The organism is Micromonospora sp. NPDC049274, from assembly GCF_040678875.1.
Classification (GTDB): Bacteria; Actinomycetota; Actinomycetes; order Mycobacteriales; family Micromonosporaceae; genus Micromonospora.
Genome location: NZ_JBFAQS010000008.1, coordinates 14,253 through 26,530 on the forward strand (window position 1 = coordinate 14,253; position 12,278 = coordinate 26,530).

The 12,278-nt window shown below is 72.5% G+C and carries 12 protein-coding genes and 1 tRNA gene; 1 reads left to right on the forward strand and 12 read right to left on the reverse strand.

Annotated elements, in window-relative coordinates:
- Positions 1 to 937: 937 nt before the first annotated feature.
- Positions 938 to 1,021, reverse strand: a tRNA-Tyr gene (locus AB0K10_RS16755).
- A gap of 147 nt (positions 1,022 to 1,168) precedes the next feature.
- Between AB0K10_RS16755 and AB0K10_RS16760 the strand changes: the two genes are divergently transcribed.
- Positions 1,169 to 1,663 (forward strand): YajQ family cyclic di-GMP-binding protein, encoded by a 495-nt coding sequence (locus tag AB0K10_RS16760; RefSeq protein ID WP_363684288.1) that lies wholly within the window; start codon positions 1,169 to 1,171, stop codon positions 1,661 to 1,663.
- Here AB0K10_RS16760 and AB0K10_RS16765 read toward each other — a convergent pair.
- The 11 genes from AB0K10_RS16765 to AB0K10_RS16815 all read right to left on the reverse strand — a co-directional run bounded on the left by AB0K10_RS16765 (position 1,660) and on the right by AB0K10_RS16815 (position 12,202).
- Positions 1,660 to 2,352, reverse strand: a complete 693-nt coding sequence (locus AB0K10_RS16765) for a cation transporter (RefSeq protein WP_363684290.1) — start codon at positions 2,350 to 2,352, stop codon at positions 1,660 to 1,662. The two genes, AB0K10_RS16760 and AB0K10_RS16765, sit on opposite strands and share 4 nt — an antisense overlap.
- Positions 2,353 to 2,682 (reverse strand): winged helix-turn-helix domain-containing protein, encoded by a 330-nt coding sequence (locus AB0K10_RS16770; RefSeq protein ID WP_363684292.1) that lies wholly within the window; start codon positions 2,680 to 2,682, stop codon positions 2,353 to 2,355. It lies immediately after the preceding gene.
- Positions 2,670 to 3,035, reverse strand: coding sequence for a dihydrofolate reductase family protein (locus tag AB0K10_RS16775; protein WP_363684294.1), 366 nt, complete (start codon positions 3,033 to 3,035; stop codon positions 2,670 to 2,672). Before AB0K10_RS16775 ends, AB0K10_RS16770 begins: the two co-directional genes overlap by 13 nt.
- Positions 3,036 to 3,257: 222 nt before the next feature.
- Positions 3,258 to 4,517 (reverse strand): MFS transporter, encoded by a 1,260-nt coding sequence (locus AB0K10_RS16780; RefSeq protein ID WP_363684296.1) that lies wholly within the window; start codon positions 4,515 to 4,517, stop codon positions 3,258 to 3,260.
- 141 nt (positions 4,518 to 4,658) lie between these two features.
- Positions 4,659 to 5,534 (reverse strand): zinc metalloprotease HtpX, encoded by an 876-nt coding sequence (gene htpX / locus AB0K10_RS16785; RefSeq protein WP_363684298.1) that lies wholly within the window; start codon positions 5,532 to 5,534, stop codon positions 4,659 to 4,661.
- A gap of 99 nt (positions 5,535 to 5,633) precedes the next feature.
- On the reverse strand, positions 5,634 to 7,112 hold the full coding sequence (locus AB0K10_RS16790; protein WP_363684300.1) for a proton-conducting transporter membrane subunit: 1,479 nt from the start codon (positions 7,110 to 7,112) through the stop codon (positions 5,634 to 5,636).
- A 40-nt stretch (positions 7,113 to 7,152) separates the two neighbouring features.
- Positions 7,153 to 8,661, reverse strand: coding sequence for an NADH-quinone oxidoreductase subunit M (locus tag AB0K10_RS16795; RefSeq protein WP_363684302.1), 1,509 nt, complete (start codon positions 8,659 to 8,661; stop codon positions 7,153 to 7,155).
- Entirely contained in the window at positions 8,658 to 10,592 is a 1,935-nt protein-coding gene (locus AB0K10_RS16800; RefSeq protein ID WP_363684305.1) for an NADH-quinone oxidoreductase subunit L, read from the reverse strand. The genes AB0K10_RS16795 and AB0K10_RS16800 overlap by 4 nt, the downstream gene beginning before the upstream one ends.
- A complete protein-coding gene (gene nuoK / locus AB0K10_RS16805; protein ID WP_363684307.1) occupies positions 10,589 to 10,942 on the reverse strand; it encodes an NADH-quinone oxidoreductase subunit NuoK in 354 nt (117 codons plus the stop codon). The genes AB0K10_RS16800 and nuoK overlap by 4 nt, the downstream gene beginning before the upstream one ends.
- Positions 10,939 to 11,505 (reverse strand): NADH-quinone oxidoreductase subunit J, encoded by a 567-nt coding sequence (locus tag AB0K10_RS16810; protein WP_363684309.1) that lies wholly within the window; start codon positions 11,503 to 11,505, stop codon positions 10,939 to 10,941. Before AB0K10_RS16810 ends, nuoK begins: the two co-directional genes overlap by 4 nt.
- A gap of 85 nt (positions 11,506 to 11,590) precedes the next feature.
- Positions 11,591 to 12,202: an NADH-quinone oxidoreductase subunit I gene (locus AB0K10_RS16815; RefSeq protein WP_363684311.1), complete on the reverse strand. Its 612-nt coding sequence runs from the start codon at positions 12,200 to 12,202 to the stop codon at positions 11,591 to 11,593.
- Positions 12,203 to 12,278 lie beyond the last annotated feature (76 nt).

The following is a 12,278-nucleotide window of genomic DNA, read 5'->3' on the forward strand; positions in this document are numbered from 1 at the left end:
GCCGTAATCAGCCAGGCATGTTCAGTCGTACGACGGGGGCCGGCCTTAGGTGACACGGTGCCGCCCTGTCATCGCTCACGCTGTCCGGGGATCGCAATCACCGACTGACGGCTGACTGCGCTCCACTCGAAACCGGAACGCTGTGACCGGTTGGGGCTCCCCACTCGATCTCGGCGCACTGCACGGCCCCACCGGCTGGTGCGACCGACAGACCAACGGCGAGCGCGGCGAGGGCGAGGGCAGCCAAGCGCAGCCGGCCGAACTTTCGACCAGACATCGGAGCTCCTGTCGGCAGGGGAAGGCAAGAGGGGGATGGAGATTCCACGATGGTGCCACAGCTAAGTCGGCGTGAAAAGTTTCTGAGCCACCATCGAGCCAACCGCACGACGAGCCAACCCGGTCGGCCGGCCAGGCACAACGTCCGGCCAGATCATCTGTTCATGCACGGAGGGACAACGCCTCCGATGTCGCGTGAAAGGCTATCCAGCAGCCGCCGGACCTGTCCCCCCGAGCTTCGCGATCGATAGCAGCACGCTCATGTCAGGCTGCGCGATCGCCGCCTCCACCGCCGACACCTGCGGGAAGCCTTCCCTTGACGTGCTCACCGCCACCCCTGCCCGCAGGAACGCGTTGTCGCGAGGGTTGGCGAGCGGCCACCAGCCTGGGCCATGCTGCGGCGCAGTCCGAGTAAGCGCCAACTGCCGCCACCGTCACCAGGAGCGACCCGCCGCGAGCAGCCAGCGCCGGTCGCCCAACCCGGACAGCGCCAGTGCCCCATGGCCACGAGGGCGCCGAGCGGCGCCGGCCACCCCGTCCCCGAACACCAGCGGATGGCGGCCGGATCGGGCCGGGACAGGGGCAGCAATGGTCCACCACGGCGGGAGACGACAACGACCCCCGATCAGCATCTCTGCTGGTCAGGGGCCGTGTCTGCACCTGGTGGCGGGTAGAGGATTCGAACCTCTGAAGCTTTCGCGACGGATTTACAGTCCGCTCCCATTGGCCGCTCGGGCAACCCGCCAGGGCACCCCACCGCGTCGTAACGCGGCGGCGGAAGCAAGGATAGCGGCTCACCCCGGGACCGGCGCAACCGGGTACGGTCAGGGGGTCGTGCCGCTGGTCGGCGGCCGACGGCACGCCCGGACCGCCCGACAGCAGGAGCAGAAGCATGCCAGCGAACCCGTCATTCGACATCGTGAGCAAGGTCGACCGCCAGGAGGTCGACAACGCCCTCCGGCAGGCCGAGAAGGAGCTCGCGACGCGGTTCGACTTCCGCGGCACGGGTGCGGAGATCTCCTGGTCGGGCGAGGAGGCGATCGGCCTCCAGGCGGAGACCGAGGAGCGGGTCCGCGCCGCGCTGGACGTGTTCAAGGAGAAGCTGGTCAAGAGGAACATCTCGCTGAAGTCGCTCGACGCCGGTGAGGCGCGCCCGGCCGGCAAGGTGTTCAAGATCGACTGCAAGGTGATCCAGGGCATCGAGACGGACAAGGCCAAGGCGATCAGCAAGAAGATCCGCGACGAGGGCCCCAAGGGCGTCCAGGCGCAGATCCAGGGTGACCAGCTGCGCGTCACCGGCAAGAAGCGGGACGACCTCCAGGCGGTCATCTCGCTGCTCAAGGGCGAGGACTTCGGCGTCGCCCTCCAGTTCACCAACTACCGCTAGCAGCACGAGCAGCCGGGCCGGCACCCGCACGCGTCGAGTGCCGGCGCCACGGTTACCCGGGCAGGGCCGGCGGGCACGACGCAGCAGACGTCACCCCGCCAGGCCGAACGTCCTTCCTTGACCGCCACGGCCGCGATGACCAGGGCGGCCAGCGGGTCAGCCCAGGACCAGCCGAACAGGCTGTTGAGCCCGAGCCCGACGAGCAGTACGGCCGAGAGGTACGTGCACAGCAGGGTCTGCTTGGAGTCGGCCACCGCCGAGCGGGAACCCAGTTCACGGCCGGCCCGGCGCTGGGCGTACGACAGCACCGGCATGACGAGCAGCGACAGGGCCGCCAGGGCCACGCCGACGTTCGAGTGGTCGGCCTCCCTGCCGCTGACGAGCGCACGGGTCGACTCGACGGTCACGTAGGCGGCCAGGGCGAAGAACGACACCGCGATGACACGCAGCGCCGTCCGCTCCCGCGCCTGCGGGTCACGTCCGGTGAACTGCCAGGCCACAGCGGCCGCCGAGGACACCTCGATCACCGAGTCCAGGCCGAATCCGATGAGGGCAGTGGACGAGGCCACCGTGCCGGCGGTGAGGGCGACGACCGCCTCGATCACGTTGTAGGTGATCGTTGCGGCCACCAGCAGTCGAACCCGTCGGGCGAGCACCTGTCGCCGCTGCGCGGTTCTGGAGGTTTCCATTCAACAGCAGCCCTTGTCGTCGGCCTCTGGGCAGGCGGCTGGATCGACCGCCAGGACGAGGCCGAGCAGGTCACCTAGGGCGTGGGCCAGCCGCCGGTCGGCCAGCTCGTAGCGGGTGCGTCGCCCTTCCGGCACCGCCACGACCAGGCCGCGACCACGCAGGCAGCCCAGATGGTTGGAGAGGTTCTGCCGACTGGTGCCGACCAGCTCGGCCAACTCGGCCGGGTAACCCGGGCCGTCCCGCAGCGCCATCAGAAGCCGGGCGCGGATCGGGTCGGACAGGGCATGCCCGAACCGGGCCAGCACCTGCCCGTGTGTCAGCGTCGCCACGACGACGACAATACATCAGCCACTGTATTCAGCGCTGGATGTATCTCTAGGACCTGTTCAACCGACGCGGTGCCAGTGCGTGGTCTCGCCGGGGATGGGCGTGAACCGCACCCGCGCCCCGCCCGGTCGTCGAACATCCGTACCCCGTCTCCGAGCAGCACCGGAGCGACGAAGATCAGGATCTCGTCGAGCAGCCCGGCCCGGACGCACTGCCGGGCGATGTCGGCGCCGAGAACGTTGACGTACCTGTCGCCGGCTGCCTTTTTGGCTTGCTCGACGGCACTGTGCGGGTCGCCGACGAAGGTGATGCCGGCCGAGGGCTCGGCCGGCGGTTGGTGGGTCAGCACGAACACCGGGCCACGGAGATCGACTCGGGTTTCTGGATATCGGGGCATCCTCGTCGTCGGGACACCGCGACTTGCAGGAACCCGAGTCGATCAAGGCGCGGGGCCTGACCGGCCCGAGTCGATCAAGGCGCGGGGCCTGACCGGACCGAGTCGATCAAGGCGCGGACCTGACCCGCCCGAGTCGATCAAGGCGCGGGACCTGACCGGACCGAGCCGGCCGGTGAGGGGTCAGACGGGGATGGGCTCTTCGGCGCGTACCGCCGACGCTTCTGCCCGGGCGATGGGCCCGGCGGGCAGCGCGGCGACCGCGGCCCCGACGGCCACCGCGGCACCCGCGAAGACGAAGGCCCACGGCACGCCGCCAGCGCGGTCCACGATCAGGCCGGCCACCGCGCCGCCGGCGGCGCTCGCCGCCACGGCGACCGTGACGACCCAGGTGTACGCCTCGTTCAGCATGCCCGCCGGAGCGATCCGGCCGACCAGGGTGTTCTCCAGGGTCAGTGCCGGCGCGATGGTGGCCCCGCCGACGATCAGCGCGGCGCCCAGCGCCAGTGGCGTGGGCATCACGGCGAAGACGACGAAGGTGCCGGCCAGCGCGCCGAGCAGCAGGGCAAACTGCCTTGTCATGTTCGGCGCCGGCCGGCGGACACCGAACCAGAACCCGCCGATCGCGCTGCCGATCCCCCAGACTGCCAGGAGCACCCCGGCCAGGCTCTCCGGATCGCCGGTGGTGGCGTTGCCGGCGTACGCCGGGACGGTCACACCTGCGGCCCCGAACGCGATGCCGAGTCCGGCCACGCAGACCAGCAGGGCCGGAAAGCCGCCGACCCGCAGCGGCCCGAGCCCACGGGCGTGGTGTTCGCGCGGGTGCGGACGCCATCCGCGCATCACCCGGCCGAGGGCCACGGCGGTGGTGCCTACCAGGGTGACCACTGCTGCCCCGATCAGCGCGGCGGCCGCGTCGGCGACGAGCACGAAACCGGCCACGAGCAGCGGGCCGAGCACGAACACGATCTCGAAGAGCGAGGTCTCCGCGGCCAGGGCGGTGTTGCGCAGGGCGTACCGGCCGGAGGCGGGGCTGGTCAGCTCGTTCCAGGCGCCGCGGATGGCGGCGGTGAGCGGCGGGTACGTCGCACCGGCGACACCGGCCGTCAGGTAGATGGCGGCGAGGGCGTCGTCGCCCGAGCGGCTGGCCAGCAGCAGTCCGGTGAGCGCCAGCGGGTGGGCCACGGCGGTGACCAGCAGCACCGGGCTCGGGCCGACGCGGTCGGCGATCCGCCCGGCCACCGGGCTGAGCGCGGCGCCGGCGACGGCGTAGATGCCGCCGGCGACGGCGGCCAGGGCGTACCGGCCGGTCACCTGCTCGACCACCAGCAGCAGCGCCAGCGGCGTCATGCCGATTCCGAGTCGCCCGATGATGCCGGTGACCAGCAGGATCGGCGCACCGGGGATCCGCCAGACACCCAGGTACTGACGCAGCGCGGCCACCGTGAACCTCCCCAGATGTAATGAGTGTGAGCGGTTATGACCCTAACGCCGCCGGCTCTTCGGGCTGTACCGGATATCGGCCCCGACACAGCACTCCGCCCGCACTCGCTGCATCGCGGGTACGGGCGGAGGGCAGAAAGGTCAGCGCTGGAACTGCACCGGTCCGGAGTTGGCGGCCATCCGCTCCAGGCGGGCGACCCGGTCCTCCATCTTCGGGTGGGTGGAGAAGAGCGCGGCCACCGCGCCACCGGAGAACGGGTTGGCGATCATCAGGTGGGCGGTGCTGGTGAGCGTGCCCTGGGCGGGCAGCGGGCGTCGCCGCGCCACGGCGTCGATCTTGCGCAGGGCGCTCGCCAGGGCCAGCGGGTCGCGGCTCAGCTCGGCGCCCGACTGGTCCGCCTGGAACTCACGGCTGCGGCTGATCGCCAACTGGATCACGGTGGCCGCGATCGGGCCGAGGATCAGGGTCAGCAGCAGGACGGCCGGGTTCGGCGAATCCTCGTCGTCCCCACCGCCCAGCGGGATGAACCAGGCGATGTTCGCCAGGAAGGTGATGATGCCGGCCAGACCGGCCGCCACGCTGGAGATCAGGATGTCCCGGTTGTAGACGTGGGACAGCTCGTGCCCGATCACACCCCGCAGCTCCCGGTAATCCAGGATCTCGGTGATGCCCTGGGTCACGCAGACCGCCGCGTGCTGCGGGTTACGCCCGGTGGCGAACGCGTTGGGCTGGGTGGTCGGGCTGACGTACAGGCGCGGCATGGGCTGCCGGGCCTCCGTCGCCAGCTCGCGCACCATCCGGTACAGCTCGGGGAACTGCGCCTCGCTGACCGGTTGCGCCCGCATCGAGCGCAGCGCGAGCTTGTCGGAGTAGAAGTAGGAAATGCCGTTCATGACAAGTGAGATGAGGACGGCGATGACCAGGCCGCCACTGCCGCCGAACCCGTAGCCCACCGCGAGGATCAGGGCGGTGAGCAGACCGAGCAGCGCGGCGGTCTTCAGACGGTTGTGGTGCACGATCTCTCCTTCGGTGCACGGATCGCCGGGATCCGCTGACCGGTTCAACAACCCGGTACCCGTCAACCATCCGTCTCAACGCTGAGAGTTGACTGAGACTCAGCGCCCGGCGAGGTCGAGCACCAGCTGCGGGGCGACGCCGAGCACCACGGCGGCCACCGTGGCCACCGCCAGCACCACCGCCACCACGCCCCCCGCCGGCACGACCGGAACCACGGCACCCGGTGTCGCCGTCGGCGCCCACAGGCCGGCGGTCACCCGCAGGTAGTAGGCCAACCCGATCACCGCGTTCAGCGCCACCACAAGCGCCAGCCAGGCCGCTCCGCCGTCGAGCAGGGACCTGACCACTGTCACCTTCGCGAACAGGCCGGCCAGGCCCGGCGGCAGCCCGGCCAGACCCACGAGGGCGAGGCCGAGCGCCGCGCCTCGCCACGGGTGCCGGCGGGCCGCTCCGCGCAGGTCGTCAAGCGTGCCGCCGTCCGCGCCCGCCGGGCGCAGCGCGGTCACCCCGGCGAACGCGGCCAGCTCCAACACCACGAAGAAGACGGCGTACGCCACCGCGGCGGCGTACGCGGCGGACCGCGCCTCGCCCGTGCGGCCGGCGGCCAGCGCCAACGCGCCCAGCGGGGCCAGGATGTAGCCGGCCTGCGCCACCGAGGACCAGGCGAGCAGCCGGACGGTACGCCGCTGGCGCAGCGCCACCAGGTTGCCGACCGTCATCGTGAGCACGGCCAGCAGGGCGAGCACCGGGCCGGTCTGGTCCGCCGGCAGCGCCCGCTGCACCACTGCCAGCAACGCGACGAGACCGCCCAGCTTCGACGCCGTCGACAGGTACGCGGCCACCGGCAGCGGGGCGCCGTCGTAGGTGGCCGGCGCCCAGGCGTGGAACGGCACCGCCGCCACCTTGAACGCCAGCCCGAGCAGCAGCAGCGCCACCGCGGCGGTGGTCAACGGCAGGTCGCGCAGGTCCGGCCGCTCGGCCAGCAGCGCGCCGAGCCGGTCCAGGTGCAGCGAACCGGTCACCGCGTACAGCAACGCCGCGCCGAGCAGCGTGATCGTGGTGGCCACCACGCTCACCACGAAGAACGTCACCGCCGCCTCGGCGCTGGCCAGGCTGCCCCGGCGCAGGCCGACGAGCACGTACAGCGGCAGGGTAAGCGTCTCCAACGCCACGATCAGGGTGATCAGGTCGCCGGCCGCGCCGAGGACCACACCGCCGGTCATCGAGCAGGCGAGCAGGAAGGCGTACTCCCCCACCGGCGACCGCCCGGCCCGCAGCGCCGGTACCGACAGCCCGAGGACGGCCAGGGTGAGCAGCGCCACCACCGCGGCGACCAGTGCCGCCCGGCCGCCGAAGACCCAGGAGCAGTCGGGGCCGACGCAGAAGGTGCGCCGCTCGTCGCCCGCACCGACAACGGCGGCGCCGACGGCGGTTCCGAGCGCGCCGAGGGCGGCCATCGCGACAGTGGCCCGGGGCCGCGCCAACACAAGATCAACAACCAGCACGAGTACGGCGGTGCCGGCCGCCAGGTACGCCGGCAGCAACGCCACGCTGTCCACGCTCTGCACGGCGCTCATGCGGACCTGCCCTCGTTCGCGTCCACCCACTGCGTCGCCCTCATCGGGAGACCACCTCGATGAGGGCGTCGACGGGCGCCTCGGCGACGCCGAGGACCAGCGCCGGGACCAGTCCGATCGCCAGCGCGAGCAGCACCAGCGGCACCCACGCGGTCAGCTCCGCGCCGGCCAGGCCGGGACCGACCCGGCCCACCGTGGGGCTCGGCCGCCCGTGGGTGACCTGACGCAACAACCGCAGGAAGTACGCGGCCGTGAGCGCGCCACCGATCGCCGCCAGCACCGCGAGAGTGGTCCACAGCGGGCCGCCCACCTGGATCGCCGCGACCACCGCGAACGCCTCCCCCCAGAAGCCGGCCAGCCCGGGCAGGCCGAGCGACGCGATCGCCGCGAACGCCAGCAGACCCGCCAGTCGGGGCGCGGTCTCCCGCAGCCCGGACAGCTCGGCGAGCGCGCCCGTGCCGGTACGGTCCTTCACAGCCCCGGCGAGGAAGAACAGCAGACCGGTGATCACGCCGTGCGCGACGTTGCCGATCAGGGCCGCCTGGACGCCGGTGGCGGTGAGCGTGGCGACGCCCAGCAGCACGAAGCCCATGTGGCCCACGCTGGAGTACGCGATGAGGCGCTTCACCTCGGCCTGGGCCAGGCAGACCAGCGAGCCGACCAGGATCGCGGCGACCGCCAGCACGCCGAGCACCGGCGCGGCCCAGCGGGCGCCCTCCGGGGCCACCCCCACCGCCACCCGGATCAGGCCGTACGTGCCCATCTTGAGCAGCACCCCCGCCAGCACGACGCTGCCCACAGTCGGGGCCTGCGTGTGCGCGTCGGGCAGCCAGGAGTGCAGCGGCCAGAGTGGGCTCTTCACCGCGAACGCGAGCGCCAGCAGCGTGAACGCCGCCAACTGGGTGCCCCGGGACAGTCCGCCCCCACCGGTCAGCGCGACCACGTCGGCGGTGCCCGCGGCGGCGACCACGACGTACACGCCGACCAGCAGCAGCACCGACCCGAACAGGGTGTAGAGCGCGAACTTGCGGGCCGCCCGCCGCCGCTCCGCGCCACCCCAGCCGGCGATGATCGCGTACATCGGGAGCAGGACGACCTCGAAGAAGAGGAAGAACAGCACCAGATCCAGGGCGAGAAACGTACCGAGGATGCCCACCTCGACCACCAACAGCAGGGCCACCAGCGCCCGACCGCTGCCGCCGCCCGGCACGCGCCACACGGTGTACGCGCAGCAGAGCAGGGTGAGCAGCGCGGTCAGCACCACAAGCGGCCAGGAGATGCCGTCGACGCCGAGGTGGAAGCGCAGGGTCAGACCGGGCACCCAGGGCAGGTCCACCTGGTGCCAGGGGCGCACCGCGGGCGTACCGGCCGACCAGGCGAACCAACCCCGCCCACCGAACACCAGCGGTACGGCGGCCAGCAGGGTCAGCGCCGCCGCGACAGTCCCGACGACCCGTGCCGCCCGGTCCCGGGGAGTCGCCGCCACCGCGACCGCACCCAGCGCCGGCACCACCAGCACGGCGACAAGCAGAACCTGCCCAAGCGTCATCGGGTTACTCCCAGCAGGGCGGCGGCCAGGCCGATCAGCAGGGCGCCGGCCAGCACACCGGCGGCGGCCCGGGGCAGCGCCGCCCGGTGCAGCGCGGCCAACCCGGCGCCCAGGCCGGAGGCGGCGCGGCCGCTGCCCTCGACCGCTCCGTCGACCACCACCTCGTCGCCGCTGCGGGCGAGACGGGCCAGCGCCCGGACGGGGCGTACGACAAGGGTCTGCTGCACGTCGTCGAGCCGGAACGCGCGGGCGAAGACCGACCGCAGCGGACCCAGCGCGGTCGCCGGGTCGGCGGCCCTGTCCCGCTGCCAGCCCGCCCAGACCAGGCCCGCGCCGATCACCAGCAACACCAGCGGCAGCAGCAGCGCCGGCCCGACGTGGACCAGGCCGTCCTCGGCACCGGCGACCGGCACGGTGGCGAACCGCAGCCGGTCGGCGAACACGTCCACGAACCCGGCCAGGCCGAGCAGCGCCGCCGGCACGGCCAGCAGCACCACCGGCCACCGCAGCACCGCCGGAGGGTCGTGCGGCGCGATCAGTGGCAGCCGGGGCTCGCCGAAGAACGCCCGCAGCAGGAGCCGGCCCGCGTACCAGGCGGTGATCGCCACACCGAGCAACCCGGCCAGCCAGACCAGCCAACCCACCCACGACGGCGCCGGCCCGGCACCCTCCAGCGCGGCCGACTCGGCGACAGTCAACACGCCGTCCTTGCTCCAGAAGCCGGCCAGCGGCGGCACACCGGCGAGAGCACCGAGGCCGATCACGGTGCACCAGAACGTCACAGGCATGCTGCGCCGCAGACCACCCATCTCCGACATCAGCGTGGTGCCCACGGCATGGATCACCGCGCCGGCGGCGAGGAACAGCAGCGCCTTGAACGCGGCGTGGGTGAGCAGGTGGAACAGCGCCGCCGACGGTGAGCCGACGGCCAACGCGCCGGTCATGTAGCCGAGCTGGGACACCGTCGACCAGGCGAGCACCCGCTTGATGTCGTCCTGGGCGGTGGCGGCGAGCGCCCCGAGCAGCAGGGTGATCGCCGCGAGCACCCCGAGCACTGTCAACGTCACCGGAGCGGCAGTGAACAGCGGGTAGAGGCGGGTCACCGCGTACACCCCGGCGGCCACCATCGTCGCGGCGTGGATCAGCGCGGAGATCGGCGTCGGGCCGGCCATCGCGTCCGGCAGCCAGGTGTGCAGCGGGAACTGCGCGCTCTTGCCGGCCACCCCGGCCAGCAGCAGCAGGCCGGCGGCGGTCAGGGTCGCGCCGCTGTGCTCGTGGGCGAGCACGTCGGCGATCCGGAAGCTGCCCGTCGACACGCCGAGCAGCGCGATGCCGAGCAGGAAACCGACGTCACCCACCCGCGTCACCAGGAACGCCTTCATCGCGGCGGCCGGTGCCCCCGCGAGCCGGCGGTCGTGGGCGATGAGCAGGTACGAGCAGAGGCCCATCACCTCCCAGCCCACCAACAGCATGATCAGGTCGCCGGAGACCACCACCAGCAGCATCGCACCGGTGAAGAGGCTGATCTGGGCGGCGTACGGCGGGTAGCGGTGGTCGACGTCGACGTCGTCGTGCGGGCCGCGCCGCAGGTAGCCGATCGAGTAGACCTGCACGGCCAGGGCTACCGCGGTGACCGCGACGGCGACCAGCGCGGCGGCGCCGTCCAGGCGGACGCCGAGGGTCACCCTCAGCCCACCGAAGTCGACCCAGGTCGTCGACGTCTCGGTCGGACCGTCGACGGCCACCAGCAGGGCGACGGCCAACGCCAGCGCGCCGGCAGCGCCGGCCACGCCGATCGTCACGGCGGCTGTCCGCGCCCGGTCACCGCCGGCAGCGCCGCCCGGGCGACGCGGGGCCGGTGGCAGCAGCAGACCGAGCAGACCAGCGAGCAGCGGTACGGCCGGCAGCGCCGCTCCGAGAAGCCCGGTCACCGGCCCGCCTCCGCGTCCTGGCCGACGGGCTGCGCCGACACCACTGGCTCGGTCAACGCCACCTCGTCCACCGCCACGGTGGACCGCAGACGGTAGAGCTGCAGGACGATCGCCAGCCCCACCCCGATCTCCGCGGCGGCCAGCACGATGACGAACAGCGCGAACACCTGACCCGAGTGCGGCAGCACCGCGTGGGCCGTGGTGTCCGCGGTGACCAGGATGAGATTGACCGCGTTGAGCATCAGCTCGACCGCCATCAGCACCAGCACGGCGTTGCGTCGACGCAGCACGCCGTACACGCCGAGGCCGAACAGCAGCGCCCCGGTGACGTACGGGATGACGGGCCTCACCGGCGTACCCCGGAATCCGCGCCGGCCGCCTGCGGCGCTGCCGGCGTGCCGCCGCTCTGCGGGGCGGGCCGGCCGATGTCCGGCCGGGACAGCACCACAGCGCCCACCAGCGCGGACAGCAGCAGGACGGACAGCACCTCGAACGGCAGCACCCAGGATCGGAAGATCTGCTCGCCCAGCCGCTCGGCCGTGCCCGCGCCGGGCAGCGTGACGGTGCTCCAGCGGTACGCGTCGACGAGCAGGACGCCCAGCCCCAGGCCCGCGCCGCCACCGATCAGCGCGGCGGGCCAGCCCGGCCGGTCCAGGTCGTCGGACGCCCCGATCGGAGCCCGCGTCAACATCACCGCGAACAACAGCAGCACCACCACCGCGCCCACGTAGATCAGCACCTGCACCCAGGCGACCAGCTCGGCGCCGAGCACCAGATAGTCGCCGGCCAGCGCGCCCAGGCAGACCACCAGGTAGAGCCCGGCCCGCACCAGGTGCTTCGTGGTCACCACCAGCACGCCGGCGCCCACCGCGACCGCGCCCAGGGCGAGCAGCAGCAGATCCGCGCCGGTCACCGCGCCGCCCTTCCGCCGGGGCGGGCCGCGCCTCGGCCCGCCACGACGTGTCCCGCCACGACGACGGCGGTCGCGCCTTCGGCGGTCACGACGCGGTGCCCGGGTCGGCGTCGGGGCGCAGCGCCGGTGGGACGGAACGTGCGGCCTTCTTGGCCGCCGCGGTCTCCTCCTTGGCCGGCTCGCCGTTCGGGTCGTGCGCCGGCGGCGGCGGAACCGTGGCCATCCACTGGCCGAGGTGCTCCTTGTCGTGCAGCAGGTCCTTGATGTCGTACTCGGCGTACTCGAATTCCGGAGACCAGTAGAGCGCGTCGAACGGGCAGACCTCGATGCAGATGCCGCAGTACATGCACAGGGAGAAATCGATGTCGAACTTGTCCAGCACGTTGCGCTGGCGGGGGCGGGCGGCGCCGGGCACCGCCACCTCCTCCTTGTGCGAGTCGATGTAGATGCACCAGTCCGGGCACTCACGGGCGCAGAGCATGCAGACCGTGCAGTTCTCCTCGGACAGCGCGATCACGCCGCGCGAGCGGGGTGGCAGCTCGGGGGCGACGTCCGGGTACTGCTGGGTGGTCGAGCGGCTGGTCATCGTCTTGAGGGTGACCGCCAGCCCCTTCACCAGGCCCGCACCGGGCAGGCCGCGCTCGCTGGCGCCGCCGGCCGGGCCGCCGTGCTCGCTGGGGTCGGTCATGTGGACCATCCTGCCCTGTGGCCCCGGCGCGCGCGACCACCACCCACAGGTCCAGAGCGGTACCGTGGTCGCGGGGAGAACGAAC